The organism is Aquamicrobium soli (genome assembly GCF_042646345.1).
GTDB lineage: Bacteria > Pseudomonadota > Alphaproteobacteria > Rhizobiales > Rhizobiaceae > Mesorhizobium > Mesorhizobium soli_A.
The window spans coordinates 182,219-197,781 of the sequence record NZ_JBHRTK010000012.1; the positions used below are offsets into that span (position 1 = coordinate 182,219).

Sequence of the window (15,563 nt, forward strand, 5' to 3'; positions counted from 1 at the left end):
GGTTCCGCAGATTTCGTGAAAACCACGGCCGCTCGAGCAGACCGAAAGGGAGGACTACATGAACATCCGCACCGCCATCGCGCTGGCCGTCTTTACCGGGCTTGCCTTTGCCCCGCTTGCCGCCCATGCCGACGACGACGATGACGACGCTCCCAAGACAACGCGGTCCAGCCAGAACGTGCCGGAACTGATCCTCGGCTCGAAGGATTCCAGCTACGACGTCAACAAGAAGGATTTCGAGCTGATCTCGGGCCAGGGCTATCGCTGGAAGATCAGCTCCTATGGCGGCTTCGAATACAAGTTCATGACCGACCTGTTCCGTAACGTGTGGGTCGACCAGATCGTCATCAACGACCTCGAGGTGCACATGGCCGGCGCCCCGGCATGGCTTGAATTCGACGGCAAGGGGACCATGATGGTGCAGTTCCACACGGTGCGGCCGGGCCAGTATACCTGGTCGGTGCCGGACCTTGCCGACAAGGGGCTGAAGGGTACGATCACCATCAAGTAGGGTGAGCGGCAGAACGGGAAACAGGAGCGCCTGGTGCAGCATGTCAGGGCGATAGGCCAGGAGGGAACGCCGGCGGCACTCGAGGTCGTCGGTGTCAGCCATTTCTACGGCCGCAAGCAGGCGCTCAAATCCGTCTCTTTCAGCATCCGGCCGGCGACGTTTACCGTGCTGCTCGGCCTCAACGGCGCCGGCAAGACGACGCTGTTTTCGCTGACCAATCACCTTTTCGACACCCGTCATGGCGAAATCCGCATCTTCGGCCATGACATCAACCGCGATTCAAGCGAGGCGCTGCGGCGCATGGGCGTCGTCTTCCAGGCGCGCACGCTCGACCTCGACCTCAGCGTGCGCCAGAACCTCGCCTACCACGCCTGCCTGCACGGCATCGGCGCGCGCCACGCGGCCCGGCGCATCGCGGCGGTGCTCGAAACGGTCGAGATGAGCGACCGGCTCGACGACAAGGCGCGCAGCCTTTCGGGCGGCCAGATGCGGCGTGTCGAGATCGCGCGCGCCCTGCTGCACAGCCCGCCGCTGATGCTTCTCGACGAGGCCACGGTCGGGCTCGACATCCGCTCGCGCGCCGGCATCCTCTCCACCATCCGCTCGCTGGTCGAGCGCCGCGGCATCGCCGTCCTGTGGGCGACCCATCTGATCGACGAGGTCGAGGAAAGCGACGAGGCGGTGGTGCTGCGGCAGGGCGAGGTGGTGGCGCAGGGCCGCGTCGCCGACATCGTGCAGGCCACCGGCACCGGCTCGATCCAGGACGCCTTCGCCAGCCTCAATCGCGCCACCGCCGACGGGGTCGCTCCATGAGCCCGCAACCCGCCGCCGCGCTCGACAGCGCGCTTTCGCCGGCGAGCGGCCGGCTCGGCCTGCGCCGGTATATGATATGCCTGCGCGGCATCGTGCTGCGCGAGGGGCTGCGCTTCGTCCACCAGCGCGAGCGCTTCATTTCCTCGCTGGTGCGGCCGCTGATCTGGCTGTTCATCTTCGCCGCCGGCTTCCGCCAGGTGCTCGGCGTCTCGATCATCCCGCCCTACAAGACCTATGTGCTCTACGAGGTCTACATCATGCCCGGCCTGTGCGGCATGATCCTGCTGTTCTCGGGCATGCAGTCGTCGCTGTCGATGGTCTACGACCGCGAGATGGGCAACATGCGCACGCTGCTGGTGAGCCCGTTCCCGCGCTGGTTCCTGCTGGTTTCCAAGATGCTGGCGGGCGTGACGGTGTCGATCGTGCAGGTCTATGCCTTCCTCGCCGTCGCCTGGCTGTTCCATGTCAGGGCACCGGCGATGGGCTACCTCACCGTCCTGCCGGCGCTGTTCCTCGCCGGGCTGATGCTGTGCGCGCTGGGCATGCTGTTGTCGTCGGCGATCCGGCAGTTGGAGAATTTCGCCGGTATCATGAATTTCGTCATCTTCCCGGCCTACTTCGCCTCGCCGGCGCTCTATCCGCTGTGGCGCATCCAGGAGGCGAGCCCGCTGCTCTACACGATCTGCCAGGCCAACCCCTTCACCTATGCCGTCGAACTGATCCGCTTTTCGCTCTACGGAAAGGTCGAGTGGCTGTCGCTCGGCGTCGTCTGCGGCTGCCTGGTGCTGTTCCTGGCCGCGGCCGTGCTCGCCTACGACCCGGCGCGCGGGCTGATGGCCCGCAAGAAGGACATGGGAGGTTGACCCTGATGAGCAAGACGCTTCTGGCTTCGATTTTCTCGCTGGCGCTGCTGGCGCCGGCGAGCGCGTTCGCGGCCAACCCCGACCCCGACTGGCCCTGCGTCCAGCGCAAGGTGCCCAGCCTGTCGATCGGGCAGGTATGGAGCGGACCGCAACTGCCGCAAGCCGCCAGGGGCTGGGAAAAGGATTCGGAGATTTCCGCGCTGGTCGAAGAGGTTTCGGCGCGGCGCATGCCGCTGGAGGAAGCGCAGAAGAAAATCGGCGATTTCGCCGCCACCCTTTCGCCGGATACCGCGAAGGCCAGGCTGGAGATGCTGGCGCAGGGGCTGTTCGACCACATGGACGCCGAGCGTTCGCATGTCATGGCCGGGATTTCCCGCTATGCGCACAAGCAGGTCGCCATGGCCGACGAACTGCGCAGGCAGCGCTCGGCGCTCGATGCGCTGATGGCCAAGGCGGACGCCGACCCCGACGATGTCGAGCGCCAGACCGACCAGCTCAACTTCGCCACGCGCATCTACGACGAGCGCGCGCAGTCGCTGAGCTCGGTGTGCGAGGTGCCGACGATCATCGAGCAGCGCCTCTACCAGTTGGCGAAATCGGTGCAGCAGGCCATGCACTGACGGTCGCATCCGCCTCTGCCGGTCAGCGGTCGCGCCAGCTTTCGTCGATCCATTTCGAGACGTCGCCCGGCTGCTTGAGCACGTTGCCGGTCGCATCCTTGAGCACGCCGTTGTCGGCCAGGAACTGCGCCATGCGCTGCAGCCGCGCGGCGTCGATCTTGCCGACCGGCGTGTCGCCGTCCTTGAGGAACCCGCTTTCGGTTATCGCCTGCATCGAGCCTCGGACCAGTTCGGGATTGGGGAAATCCCCGGCCGCGATCATCATGTCGGCGGCCCTTTCGGGATTTTCGGCCGCCCATTCATAGCCCTCCAGCGTCGCGCGCATGAAGGTTCTGACCAGGTCGGGCTTGTCCTTCAGCGTCGCGGCACGCGTGGCGATATAGCCGTTCTGCTGGTCGGGGACGCCGTAGTCGCTATAGGCGAAGGACGCCTGGTGGCGATGCAGCAGCTTGCTGTTGACGCCCTCCCAGGTGGAAACCTCCAGCGTGAAGTCCACCGCGCCAGAGGCCAGCGCCTCGTAGGCGCCGGTGCCGAGCGTCACCGTGTTCCATTCCGGCTTGCCGCCGTCCGTGCGGATCATGGTACCGATCAGCGCCTTCTCCCAGTCGCTGCCGAAGCCGGCATAGGTCTTGCCGGACAGGTCGGCCGGTCGGGTGATCGCCTTGTTGTCGGCGTTGTAGACGAGGCGCCCCGTCTCGTGCTGCATCGTCACCCACAGGGCGGTGATGTCGGCCCCCGAAGCGCGCGCGCTGATGAAGGCCAGCGACGGGACATAGGCGAAATCGGCAAGCCCGCCCGTCAGCAGGGCCGCCGAGCTGGTGTCGGAATAGGGCAGGATATCGACGTCGAGGCCGGCCTTTTCGTAGAAGCCACGGTCGCGGGCGACGATGAGCCCGACATGGTTGGTGTTGAGCGTCCAGTCGAGCGCCAGCGTGACTTTCTGGCCGGCATGGGCGAGCGAGGAAACCGCCAGGCAGGCGGCAAAAACGAGAGCACGGATCATGATGAGAAATCCTCCAGCAACAGGGATTTGAGAAATTGGCGCAGGTCCGCCAGCGCCGCTTCGCTGCGCGCCGCCCGCGGGGTTTCGATCGGGATGTCGGCGACGATCCGCCCCGGCGCGGCAGCCATGACCAGCACGCGGTCGGCGATCTCGGTCGCTTCGCGCAGATCGTGCGTCACCATCAGCACGCCGCGCGGCTCGGCTTCCAGCCGCGCCAGGAACCAGAGCTGCATGCGCATGCGGGTGACGGCGTCGAGCGCCGAGAACGGCTCGTCCAGCAGGATGAAGCGGCTTTGCCGCACGATGGTGCGCAGGAAGGCGACGCGCTGGCGCATGCCGCCCGAAAGCTGGTCCGGGAAAAGCTCTTCCGTGCCCGCCAGGCCGAACGCCGGAAACAGCGGCGCCACGCGTGCCCGCGCAGACGTGCGTGAAGCGCCCGCCACCTCCAGCCCGAGCGCGGCGTTCTCGGCGATGGTGAGCCATGGAAACAGCGCATCCCCCTGCGGCTGGTAGCCGATGGCGGGATCGGGCCGGGAAATGTCTCGTCCGTCGATCGCGAGCTTTCCGGCAGCCGCCAATCCGGCCGGCAGGATACCCGCCAACCATTTGATGACGGAGGTCTTGCCGCAGCCGGAGGGGCCGATCAGGCAGGTGATCCTGCCGTCCTCCAGGTCGAGCGAGAGGTTTTCGACCAGGGTGCGCTCCCGCGCGGTGACGGTAAGGGCCTCAACGCGGAGCATGATGCCCTCGCCTGCGGTCGCTCAGCCATTCGATGAGCCGCACCACCCCGAGCAGGCCCAGTGTCAGCACCGACGACACGACGACGGCTGCCAGCACCAGGTCGGCGCGGAAATTGTTCTTGGCCGAGAGGATGAAAATGCCGATGCCGCGCCGCGCGCCAGCATATTCGGCGAAGATGGCGGCGACGATGGCGTAGGTCCCCGAAATCCTCAAGCCCGCGAAAAAGGCCGCGCGCGCCGAAGGCAGGTACACGCGGCGAAAAAGTGCGACCTTGCCCGCCCCCATCGAGGCCAGCAGGTCGAGATGGTCCTGCGCGGCGCGCGCATAGCCCGACAGCAGGCTGACCAGCATCGGGAAGAAGGTGACGAGGACGACCAGCAGCATTTTCGGCAGCAGGCCGAAGCCGAACCACAGGATCATCAGCGGCGCCAGCGCGATCAGCGGCACCGTCTGGCTGACGACGAAAAGCGGCATCAGGCCGCGCTCCAGCGGCGGCACGAAGTGCAGTGCGACCGAGGCGAGGAAGGCGAAGGCGACCGAGACTGAGAAGCCGAGCGCGGTGACCGAGGCGGTGCTCAGCGCATGGCCGGCAATCTCGCCCCGGTTCGCCACCAGCGCCCGCGCCACGTCGCTGGGCGCGGGAAGGAGCAGCGGCGAAACGCCGGCGCGCACGCAATAGAGTTCCCACGCGGCCAGGATGGCGGCCGCGATGAGGAGAGCGGGAAGGATGCGCCGAAGCGTTTCCATGGCTGACCTGACCGGAACGGGACGTGCGTCAGCCGTGGCTCGGGCTGTTGGCCGAAGCCGTCAGGTCGATGGTCACATGGCCTTCGGCCGGTCCGAAGCGCAGGAACGCCTGCCGCACGGTCTCGAAAACCGCACCGGCGTCGCCGCGCAGCCGGGTGCAGAAGTTCTTCGATTTGAAGAACGTTCCCGACGCCTTCAGGAAGTCGATGCAGCCGTAAATCTCGTCCATGTGCCGGTCCTGGCCAAGCACGTAGAGCGAGAATTGCACGTCGATGCCGACGCCGAGCACCGGCGCCTGCTTCACCGCCGCTGCGGCCAGCGCCGCGCGTTCGGCCAGCGGCAGCGACTGCCCGACCGTCAGCGTCTCGCAGCGGCACAGGTCGTCGTCCGGCTCGCCCGGGCAGCCGCGCGAAATCGTCGCGTGGAGCGTCACGTGCGCCGGTTCCTTCGCCGCCCTGGCAAACAGGTCGCGGATGGCGTCGAACAGCGGCTCCGGCGCGCCGACCATCAGCGTCGAGACGTCGTCCGTCTCGATCCGCAGCCGGTCGCGATGGGGGGCAAGGGCTTCCAGCCCCGACAGGATGACATCGACAAAACCCGACGTCATCGGGTACAATGATACTTGCGCGCCAATAAACATGATCCCTCGCTCCGCTGGCATTACCCAGATCAGCTTTGAAGGGTTCGCGCGGCCCCGCGCATCTCAGCCCCGTAAGGAGCACCCCTGGTTGCGGGCCGCACCATTGGCGAAATGGGCCCGTCTGTCAACTGCCTCGACGCGGCCTCAACGACCTGCCTGCCGGGTGCGGCAGATTATCGCCAGCAATCTCCGTCTTGTGAAGGAACCTCGGGGGATGCCGGCAGTTGATAGAACGGGACGACCGATAGTCGGCCGCCTCCGCGCGAGCAAAAGCCATGATTGAGAAGAATTCGGACGTATTTGATCTTTTCTCGCAGGTCTACACGAGTGCGGCGCAGGAGGAGATGAGCCTCCAGCACTATCTTTTGGCCTGCCGCGAGGACAAATCCCTCTATGCATCCGCGCCTGAGCGGATGGTCGACGCGATCGGCGAACCCACTCTGATCGACACCAGCAAGGACGAGCGGCTGGGCCGCATCTTCGCCAACAGGACGATCAAGATCTATCCTTCCTTCGCCGATTTCTATGGCATGGAAGACACGATCGAGCGCATCGCCGGCTATTTCCGCTATGCCTCGCAAGGACTCGAGGAGCGCAAGCAGATCCTCTACCTGCTCGGCCCCGTCGGCGGCGGCAAGTCTTCGCTGGCCGAACGACTGAAGATGCTGATGGAAGAGCGGCCGATCTACACGCTGAAGGTCGGCAACGCGATCAGCCCGGTGTTCGAATCGCCGCTCGGCCTGTTCCATCCCGAACGCATGGCCGATCTCCTGGAAGACAAATACGGAATCGCCCGGCGGCGCCTCAACGGCCTGATCTCGCCCTGGGCGATGAAGCGGCTCGACGAGGTGAACGGCGACATTTCCCGCTTCAGCGTCGTCAAGCTGATGCCGTCGCGGCTTCGCCAGATCGCCATCGCCAAGACCGAACCCGGCGACGAGAACAACCAGGACGTCTCGGCCCTGGTCGGCAAGGTGGACATCAGGCAGCTGGAGAATTTCAGCCAGTCCGACCCCGACGCCTATTCCTACAGCGGCGGGCTCAACCGCACGACGCAGGGCCTGCTCGAATTCGTCGAGATGTTCAAGGCGCCGATCAAGGTGCTGCATCCTCTGCTCACCGCGACGCAGGAAGGCAGCTACAACGGCACCGAGAATTTCGGCGCGTTCCCTTACCAGGGCATCGTCGTGGCCCACTCCAACGAGTCGGAATGGCTGCAGTTCAAGAACAATAAGAACAACGAGGCCTTCCTCGACCGTATCCTCGTGGTGAAGGTGCCCTATTGCCTGCGGGTCACCGAGGAGCGGCAAATCTACGAGAAGCTGCTGCGCGAAAGCGAGCTGGCCGGCAGCCCCTGCGCGCCGGAGGTGCTGGATATCCTTAGCCGGTTCACGGTATCGACGCGGCTTGCCGAGCACGACAATTCGCCGCTCTACACCAAGATGCGCGTCTATGACGGCGAGAACCTCAAGGAGATCGATCCCAAGGCCAAGTCGGTACAGGAATACCGCGACGCCGCCGGCGTCGACGAGGGCATGACCGGGGTCAGCACGCGCTTTGCCTTCAAGATCCTGTCGCAGACCTTCAACTACGACACCGAGGAAGTGGCGGCCGACCCCGTCCACCTGATCTATATCCTGGAACAGGCGATCAAGCGCGAGCAGTTCCCGAAGGAGGCGGAAGCCGCCTATCTCGACTTCATCAAGTCGGAACTGTCGACCCGCTACGCCGAGTTCATCGGCCACGAGATCCAGAAAGCCTATCTGGAATCCTACAGCGAGTACGGCCAGAACCTGTTCGACCGCTACATCGCGTACGCCGACGCCTGGATCGAGGACCAGGACTACAAGGATCCCGATACCGGCCAGATTCTCAACCGGGAGGTGCTCGACAACGAGCTGTCGCAGATCGAGAAGCCGGCCGGCATTGCCAACCCGAAGGACTTCCGCAACGAGGTGGTGAAATTCACGCTCAGGGCGCGGGCCCGGAACAACGGCCGCAACCCCTCGTGGACGAGCTACGAGAAGCTGCGCGAAGTCATCGAGAAGCGGATGTTCGGCCAGGTCGAGGACCTGCTCCCGGTGATCAGCTTCGGCTCCAAGCAGGACAGCGTGACCGAGAAACGGCATACCGAGTTCGTGCAGCGCATGGTCGAACGCGGCTACACCAAGCGTCAGGTCCGCCGGCTGGTGGACTGGTATATGCGGGTGAACAAGGCGGGCTGAAGCCGGTCGAAGCCAGGTCAGGGGACTCCCCATGCCAATCTTCATCGATCGCCGCCTCAACCCCAAGGACAAGAGCCTCGGCAACCGCCAGCGCTTCCTCCGGCGCGCCCGCAACGAGCTCAAGCGCAGCATCCGCGAGCAGATCCGGACCGGCAGGATCGCGGATGTCGACGCCGAGCACACCGTTTCGATGCCCGCCACCGACACCAGCGAGCCTAGCTTCCAGAACGCCGCCGACAGCGGCGAGCGCGAGCATGTGCTGCCCGGCAACAAGCACTTCGCGCCCGGCGACCGGCTGCCGAAACCCCGCCAGGGCGAAGGGTCGTCCACCCCGGGGCTGAAGGAGTCGGAAGACGATTTCCGCTTCGTGCTGTCGCGCGAGGAGGTGCTCGACCTGTTCTTCGAGGACCTGGAGCTTCCCGACCTGGTCAAGATCAACCTGAAGGAAATCCTCGCCTACAAGCCGCGCCGCGCCGGCTTTGCGGCCTCCGGTGCGCCGACCAACATCAATGTCGGGCGCACCATGCGCAACAGCCACGGCCGCCGCATCGCCCTCAAGCGCCCTTCGCGCGAGGAAATCGAGACCATCGCGCAGGAGATCGCGACGCTCGAGGAAGGTACGCCGGACGCTCCGGCAGGCGCACGGATCGAGCTCTTGCGCGAGGAACTGGAGCGGCTGGAGCGGCGGCGGCGTCTGGTCGCCTATGTCGATCCCGTCGACATCCGCTACAACCGCTTCGAGGCCCAGCCCCTGCCCAACACCAACGCCGTCATGTTCTGCCTGATGGACGTGTCCGGCTCGATGGGCGAGCGCGAAAAGGACCTGGCCAAGCGCTTCTTCGTCCTGCTGCACCTTTTCCTCAAGCGCCGCTACGACAGCATCGACATCGTCTTCATCCGCCATACGCACGAGGCGAAGGAAGTGGACGAGGAAACCTTCTTCTACAGCACGCAAAGCGGCGGCACGGTCGTTTCCACCGCGCTCGAGGAAATGCGCCGCATCATCGAGGCGCGCTACCCCAGCCACGAATGGAACATCTATGCCGCCCAGGCTTCGGACGGCGACAATTTCACCGCCGATTCCGAGCGCTGCATCGCGCTGCTCGACGGCGAGATCATGCGGCTGTGCCAGTATTTCGCCTATGTCGAGATTATCGACGAGCGGGAAAGCCATATCTTCGGCTCGACCAACAACGGCACGTCGCTGTGGCACGCCTACGAGGCGGTCAGCGCGCGCTGGCCGAACTTCCAGATGAGCCGCATCGCTACCGCGTCCGATATCTATCCGGTGTTCCGCCGGCTGTTCACCCGGCAGCCGACACCACGGAGCGAGTGAGGAGGAGCGCGGATGACCCATTCCGCCACCACGTCCGGGCTGCTGTTCTCGGGCTCCGACTGGGATTTCCGGACGCTGGCGCGCGCCTATGACGCCATCGAGGCGATCGCGGTCGAGGAGCTTCACCTCGACACCTACCCGGTGCAGATGGAGGTCATTTCCTCAGAACAGATGCTCGACGCCTACTCCTCCGTCGGCATGCCGCTGATGTATCGCCACTGGTCGTTCGGCAAGCATTTCCTCTACGAGAACCTGCTCTACCGCAAGGGCGGGCGCGGGCTCGCCTACGAACTCGTCATCAATTCCAACCCCTGCATCGTCTACCTGATGGAAGAAAACACCATGGCGTTGCAGGCGCTGGTGACGGCGCACGCGGCGCTCGGCCACAACCACTTCTTCAAGAACAACCATCTGTTCCGGCAATGGACCGACGCCGGCGCGATCCTGAGCTACCTGGATTTCGCCAAGGGCTACATCGCCCGCTGCGAGGAACGGCACGGCCTCGCCGCCGTGGAATCCATTCTCGACGCGGCGCACGCGCTGATGGAACAGGGCGTCTTCCGCTACCACCGCCCGCCCAAGCTTTCTCAGGAAAAGCAGACGCGCAGCGCGCTCGAGCGCCTCGAACACGAGGAGCGCAGCTACAACGACCTGTGGCGCACCCTGCCGACGTCAAAGGAGGACAAGAGCGAAGACAAGATCGCGGAACGCAAGGAATCGCTGAACCTCCCGGAAGAGAACCTGCTCTATTTCCTGGAAAAGAACAGCCTGGTGCTGGAGCCCTGGCAGCGCGAAATCTTGCGCATCGTCCGCGTCATCGCCCAGTATTTCTATCCGCAACGGCAGACGCAGGTGATGAACGAGGGCTGCGCCACCTTCGTCCACTACACCTTGATGACCACGCTGTTCGACCGCGGCATGATCGGCGAAGGCTCGATGCTCGAGATCCTGAAGAACCACTCGAACGTGATCTTCCAGCCGGCTTTCGACGACCCGCGCTTTTCCGGCATCAACCCCTATGCGCTCGGCCTCGACATGATGCAGGACATCCAGCGCATCGCGACGAAGCCTACGGCCGAGGACCGCGACTGGTTCCCCGCCATCGCCGGCAGCGGCAACTGGCGCGAAACCCTGCTGGAGGCCTGGATCGACCACCGCGACGAGTCCTTCATCCGCCAGTATCTCAGCCCGACGCTGATCCGCAAATGGCGGCTGTTCGTCCTTGCCGACATGGCCGAGGAAACACATTACGAGGTGGCGTCGATCCACAATGAGCGCGGCTACGAGAAAATCCGCTCATCGCTGGCCGACCGCTACGACATCGGCGCGACCCGGCCGAATATCCAGGTGGTGGACGTGGACCTGCTGGGCGACCGGCGCCTGCGCCTCCAGCACAAGGTGAAGGACGGCATCATGCTGGAGGAAGCCGGCCGCGACGCGACGCTGCGCCATATCCGCCGGCTCTGGGGCTACGACGTCAGCATGGAAGGCGTGGACGCGCAAACCGGCGCGCGTCTCTACGAAACCTCAGCCGACCGGGCCGGAGGGTAAGCGGGATTCGGACCGCTATCGGGGGACTTCGGCCGTAATCGGGAAGGCCGCCCGCTCGCGCTCGTCGATCTGGTCGGTCAGTCCGGTTTCCCAGGCGAGATATTGCCTCGCGGCCTCGAGGTTGCCGGCATGGCGGTCGTGAACGAAGAAGAGATAGTCGATGCATTCGCTATCCGGAGGAAATTCCGGCGTGGCCGCCAGGGCCAGTCCGGCCGCGTTCCAGGCTTCGGGCGACCCCTGATGCAGGCCGGCTATGGCGGCGCCGCCTTCGGCGAGATCAGCGGCAAGGGCGCGAGCGACCGTTTCTTCCGCCGCGACGACGGCAACCGGGCGGCCATCGATCTCGCGCAACGCGTTTTCAAGCCGCGCCCGCGTCGCCCATATCGCGTTATGCAGATGGCTGGCGCGATAATCCATCGCCGGTCGTGCATCGACGATGACGGCATCGCCCTGCAGGCCCGCCAAAGCCGCCACGTCGAGCAGCGGGAAGGAAGGCAATTTCGCGGCGCAGCCCGGACCGGGAGCTGAAAAGCGATCACCGGCCGCCGCCAGGCCGCCTTCCAGCACGTGCGCATCCCATCCCATGCGGCCGAGCCAGCTCGCCACGACGGCAGCCCTCACCTCGTCGTTGTCGACCAGCACGACGCGCGCGTTGCGCACGCCGAGCCATAGATCGGTCGCCTGCAACAGTTGCCCGCCGGGGGCCGAAACCGCGCCCGCGACGGAGCCGGCCCAAAATTCCTCTTCGGTGCGGACATCGAGCAAAAACGTGGTGCGATCCGTCTCCCGCATCCACTGCGCGGCAGCGTCGGCCGACACCCGGCGCACGCCGTGACGCTGTGCAAAGCGCGCGGCCTCGTCCCTCAGCCGCGCCAGCGGCGCCCCTTCCGGCGCCGCCGGATACAGCCGGTCCGCGCCATGCTCCAGTTCCAGGCCGGCCAGCCGCCAGCCCATGGTGCCGTTTTCCAGCGCGAGGACGCGGTTGCGAATGCCGAAGCCATGCAGGATGGCGGTGCCCATGATGCTGCGCGTGCGCCCGGCGCAGTTGATCACGACCGTGGTTTCCGGGTCGGAAACGATCTGGCCGATGCGATAGACCAGCTCGCCGTTGGGGCAGCAGACGCTGCCGGGAATATTCATCTTTCGGTATTCGTCGACCGGCCGACCATCGACGACCACGACATTGCCGCCCGCCTCGATCAACTCACGAAGCGCCGGGGCGGCGATCCCGGGAATGGGCAAGGCGTGCTCCACGAGTTCGCCAAAGGTCTTCGACGGCACATGGACCCCGGCGAACAGATGGAACCCGGCTTCGCTCCAGGCCGCCGCGCCGCCGGAAAGCACGCTGACCTTGCCATAGCCATAGGACTCCAGGCGGCGGGCCGCCTTTTCGGCGATACCGCTTTTGCCGTCGTCATAGAGCACCACGCGGCAGGACCGGCGCGGAACCAGCCGGTCGATCTCCTTTTCCAGCCGGCTGAAAGGCAGCGAAACCGCATAGAAAAGATGCGCCTGGCCGTACTCGCCATGCTCGCGGACATCGAGCAACGCGATCTCCCCGCCGTCGTGGAGCCATCCCTTCAAGCACGCCGCATCGATCCGCTGCATCGTCGTCTCCCGTATCCGCCACCGTGCGTTAGCGCATTTGGCCGCCGGACGAAATCGCCGGCGGCCCAAAAAAGCCGCGGCGGCGGAGACCCCGCCAACCGGCCGTAGCGATCAGGCCAGGCCGATTTCCGGAGCGGGCCGCTGCAGCCCGAAGCCTCGCCGGCTCCGGTGCCGCTTCACGAGGCGCGCCGGGTCCGAAGCCAGCATGCGCACGAACCGCGCCAGTTCGACATCGTCGAGCCGGGCCGCCGCCTCGTCCAGCCCGAACCATTGCCGCTTGCGCTGGCCGCGTTCGCGCCAGTGGGTGAGCGTGCCCTGCACATTCATGCCGAACAGCGTCACCTTGACGTGTTCGCGGGAACCGTCGTCATGGCCCTTGAGATAGTGGAAGTCGGTCAGCGGCTGCGGATCGATGTCGCCGATGATCCCGGCCTCCTCGAAGGCTTCGAGGGCGGCGGTCATGAACGGCGCGCGACCTTCCATCGGCCATCCCCTCGGCACGATCCAGCGGCCCCTTTCGCGCGACGTGATCAGCAGCATCTCGATGCCGCCCTTGCCGCGGAAGCGCCACGGCAGGACGCCGTATTGCTGCCTCGCCTCCGCGGTTGCCGTGCCGGGCGTCTTGTCGACGTCGACCATCATGGCGATGTCCATCAACTCCACCTCCTTGCGGCAGACGGTGCGGGGGCGGGCAACGGCACTGGGCCGCCATGGACCGATCGACGGGTCGAGAAATAGATCGTGCCGGGCGCCTTGCACCAGGGACAACGGCTCGCGGCTGCGGGAAGGCTGCGGTTACAGGCCGGACAGGCCTGCCGGGAAACGGAAAGAGACATGAAAACGCTCCATCAAAGCGGCGCTGGCGCGACCGCAAAAATGAACCGCATTTCTTGAGCTTGATCCCGGAGCGGCGGAGAAGTCGTGCGGCGTCAGAGGTTCATGAGCCGACCGCTCCGGGCGGAGTGGCGCGCTTGGGCGGTGAGCCTCGACATCCTGATGACCGATTTCATGCACATGGTTTCTCCCTACAGGCCAATTGTGACAAAATTATAGGCCAAGCAATGGCTTAAATCGGTTTAAATATGTGGGCTTGACAGCGCTTTCGCCGGCCCCGCGCGGGACTGCGCCGCCCTTCGGCCCTCGTCGGCGCCCATGTCGCGCGAGGATTGACTTGAGGGCACACGGCTATAGTTCTCCCCAAGGCTGCAAATGCCGACCCTCTGCGTTGCCAGAGAACTGTCACGAAAACCCCGCCGGAAGGAAATATGATCTCATGACCGGGTATCCATCACTCACCGGAATCAGCCGCCGAAACCTGCTCTCGCTGATTGGCCTGACCGCCGGCAGCGCGGTCATGTACCAGGCGATGACCAGCCTGGGCTTCGCTGCCGAATCGGGCTTCAAGGGGCCGGTCAAGCTCGAAGGCGACCCCAAGGGCGCCACCGTGCTCATCCTGGGCGCGGGCCTGGCCGGCATGCTGGCGGCGATGGAGATGCGCAAGGCCGGCTACAAGGTCAAAATCCTGGAGTACAACAACCGTGCCGGCGGCCGTAACTGGACCGTACATGGCGGCGACACCTTCACCGAACTGGGCGGCGCGAGCCAGACCTGCGAGTTCGACAAGGACCAGTACATCAACCTGGGCCCGTGGCGCATTCCCTATCACCATAACGGCCTGCTGCACTATTGCCGGGAACTCGGCGTGACGCTGGAGCCCTTCCAGCAGCTTAACCACAACGCATTCCTGCATTCCACCGAGGCCTTCGGCGGCAAGCCGCAGCGCGTGCGCGACATCAAGACCGACTTCCAGGGCCACGTGTCCGAACTGCTCGCCAAGGTGACGCAGAAGGGCAAGCTGGAAGGCGACGTCACCAAGGAAGACCAGGAGATGCTTCTGGAAGCGCTGCGCGGCTGGGGCGCGCTCAACCAGGACTACGCCTACGCCAAGGGCGTGACCTCGGCCGAGTTCCGCGGCTACGAGAAGGACCCGGGCGGCGGGCTCGGCGCGGAGCCGGTTCCGGGCGCGCCGATCGATCTTTCCGACATCCTGAAGTCCGGCCTGTGGGGCAGCCTGGCCAATTTCGGCCTCTACGAGTTCCAGACCACCATGTTCCAGCCGGTCGGCGGCATGGGCAAGATCGGCGAGGCCTTCGCCAAGCAGGTGAGCGACCTCATCACCTTCAACGCCAAGGTCACCAAGATCGAGCAGAACGACAAGGGCGTCACCGTGACCTACGAGGACGCGACCAAGCCCGGCGCCGTGCAGCAGGAAACGGCCGACTGGTGCGTGTGCACCATTCCGCTCACCATCCTCAGCCAGATCGACGTCCAGGTCGGCGCGCCGATGAAGGCGGCCATCGACGCGGTGCCCTACGCCTCGTCGGTGAAGGTCGGCCTGCAGTTCAAGCGCCGCTTCTGGGAACAGGACGACCTGATCTTCGGCGGCGTCAGCTACACCAACCTGCCGATCACGCAGATCTCCTACCCGAGCACGAGCTTCAATACCTCGGGCAAGGGCGTGCTGCTGGGCTGCTATACCTGGAACGGCCCGAACTCCTACGAGTTCACCTCCATGAGCCCGCAGGAGCGCGTCCAGCGCGCCGTGGAATACGGTTCGCAGATCCACCCGCAGTACAAGGAAGAGTTCGAGAACGGCGTCTCCTGGGCCTGGCACCGCTCGCCCTTCACCCTGGGCTGCGCCGGCGACTGGACGGACGAGACGCGCAAGGAGCACTACGACAATCTGTGCCAGATCGACGGCCGCATCGTGCTGGCCGGCGAGCATGCCTCGTACATTCCCGCCTGGCAGGAAGGAGCGATCCTGTCCTCGCTCAATGCGATCGAGCGCCTGCACCAGCGCGTCATGCAGGGATGACGGCGATGAAGCCCGGCCCCTCCTCCCCCA

General features: G+C 65.3%; 14 protein-coding genes and 1 riboswitch. Of the genes, 8 read left to right on the top strand and 6 right to left on the bottom strand.

All coding sequences use genetic code 11. From position 1 onward, the window contains the following. Window positions 1-58: 58 nt before the first annotated feature. The 4 genes from ACFOHJ_RS10390 to ACFOHJ_RS10405 all read left to right on the top strand — a co-directional run bounded on the left by ACFOHJ_RS10390 (window position 59) and on the right by ACFOHJ_RS10405 (window position 2,807). The gene (locus ACFOHJ_RS10390; protein ID WP_378220430.1) at window positions 59-511 is read left to right on the top strand and encodes a hypothetical protein; all 453 of its coding nucleotides are present in this window, start codon (window positions 59-61) and stop codon (window positions 509-511) included. A gap of 33 nt (window positions 512-544) precedes the next feature. Then, a complete protein-coding gene (locus ACFOHJ_RS10395; protein WP_378220431.1) occupies window positions 545-1,324 on the top strand; it encodes an ATP-binding cassette domain-containing protein in 780 nt (259 codons plus the stop codon). Window positions 1,325-1,395: 71 nt separating this feature from the next. Continuing rightward, entirely contained in the window at window positions 1,396-2,187 is a 792-nt protein-coding gene (locus ACFOHJ_RS10400) for an ABC transporter permease (RefSeq protein WP_378221527.1), read from the top strand. A gap of 5 nt (window positions 2,188-2,192) precedes the next feature. Then, window positions 2,193-2,807: a hypothetical protein gene (locus ACFOHJ_RS10405; protein WP_378220432.1), complete on the top strand. Its 615-nt coding sequence runs from the start codon at window positions 2,193-2,195 to the stop codon at window positions 2,805-2,807. A gap of 22 nt (window positions 2,808-2,829) precedes the next feature. On the opposite strand, the gene ACFOHJ_RS10410 is transcribed toward ACFOHJ_RS10405, so the two are convergent. The 4 genes from ACFOHJ_RS10410 to ACFOHJ_RS10425 all read right to left on the bottom strand — a co-directional run bounded on the left by ACFOHJ_RS10410 (window position 2,830) and on the right by ACFOHJ_RS10425 (window position 5,938). Further along, complete coding sequence (locus ACFOHJ_RS10410) at window positions 2,830-3,810, bottom strand: ABC transporter substrate-binding protein (protein ID WP_378220433.1); 981 nt, start codon at window positions 3,808-3,810, stop codon at window positions 2,830-2,832. Further along, complete coding sequence (locus ACFOHJ_RS10415) at window positions 3,807-4,550, bottom strand: ABC transporter ATP-binding protein (RefSeq protein ID WP_378220434.1); 744 nt, start codon at window positions 4,548-4,550, stop codon at window positions 3,807-3,809. The genes ACFOHJ_RS10410 and ACFOHJ_RS10415 overlap by 4 nt, the downstream gene beginning before the upstream one ends. Continuing rightward, window positions 4,537-5,298: an ABC transporter permease gene (locus ACFOHJ_RS10420; RefSeq protein WP_378220435.1), complete on the bottom strand. Its 762-nt coding sequence runs from the start codon at window positions 5,296-5,298 to the stop codon at window positions 4,537-4,539. Before ACFOHJ_RS10420 ends, ACFOHJ_RS10415 begins: the two co-directional genes overlap by 14 nt. Before the next feature lie 28 nt (window positions 5,299-5,326). Then, a complete protein-coding gene (locus ACFOHJ_RS10425; protein ID WP_378220436.1) occupies window positions 5,327-5,938 on the bottom strand; it encodes a YkoF family thiamine/hydroxymethylpyrimidine-binding protein in 612 nt (203 codons plus the stop codon). Then, window positions 5,927-6,034, bottom strand: a riboswitch (TPP riboswitch). It overlaps the preceding gene by 12 nt. Before the next feature lie 179 nt (window positions 6,035-6,213). On the opposite strand from ACFOHJ_RS10425, the gene ACFOHJ_RS10430 reads away from it, so the two are divergent. Genes ACFOHJ_RS10430 through ACFOHJ_RS10440 form a run of 3 tightly spaced genes read left to right on the top strand, consistent with a single transcriptional unit; the run spans window position 6,214 to window position 11,050 of the window. Beyond that, entirely contained in the window at window positions 6,214-8,163 is a 1,950-nt protein-coding gene (locus ACFOHJ_RS10430; protein ID WP_378220437.1) for a PrkA family serine protein kinase, read from the top strand. Window positions 8,164-8,194: 31 nt separating this feature from the next. Beyond that, window positions 8,195-9,499 carry a YeaH/YhbH family protein gene (locus ACFOHJ_RS10435; protein ID WP_378220438.1) on the top strand — a complete coding sequence of 435 codons (1,305 nt, stop codon included), beginning with the start codon at window positions 8,195-8,197 and terminating at the stop codon, window positions 9,497-9,499. A 12-nt stretch (window positions 9,500-9,511) separates the two neighbouring features. Continuing rightward, window positions 9,512-11,050 carry a SpoVR family protein gene (locus tag ACFOHJ_RS10440; RefSeq protein ID WP_378220439.1) on the top strand — a complete coding sequence of 513 codons (1,539 nt, stop codon included), beginning with the start codon at window positions 9,512-9,514 and terminating at the stop codon, window positions 11,048-11,050. A 15-nt stretch (window positions 11,051-11,065) separates the two neighbouring features. Here ACFOHJ_RS10440 and ACFOHJ_RS10445 read toward each other — a convergent pair whose 3' ends face one another. Together ACFOHJ_RS10445 and ACFOHJ_RS10450 are read right to left on the bottom strand one after the other, a co-directional pair. Beyond that, complete coding sequence (locus ACFOHJ_RS10445; RefSeq protein WP_378220440.1) at window positions 11,066-12,658, bottom strand: rhodanese-like domain-containing protein; 1,593 nt, start codon at window positions 12,656-12,658, stop codon at window positions 11,066-11,068. Between the two features lie 111 nt (window positions 12,659-12,769). Continuing rightward, on the bottom strand, window positions 12,770-13,312 hold the full coding sequence (locus tag ACFOHJ_RS10450) for an NUDIX hydrolase (protein WP_378221529.1): 543 nt from the start codon (window positions 13,310-13,312) through the stop codon (window positions 12,770-12,772). Window positions 13,313-13,931: 619 nt separating this feature from the next. Here ACFOHJ_RS10450 and ACFOHJ_RS10455 point away from each other — a divergent pair. Next, window positions 13,932-15,533, top strand: a complete 1,602-nt coding sequence (locus ACFOHJ_RS10455; protein ID WP_378220441.1) for a flavin monoamine oxidase family protein — start codon at window positions 13,932-13,934, stop codon at window positions 15,531-15,533. The last annotated feature ends 30 nt before the right edge of the window (window positions 15,534-15,563 follow it).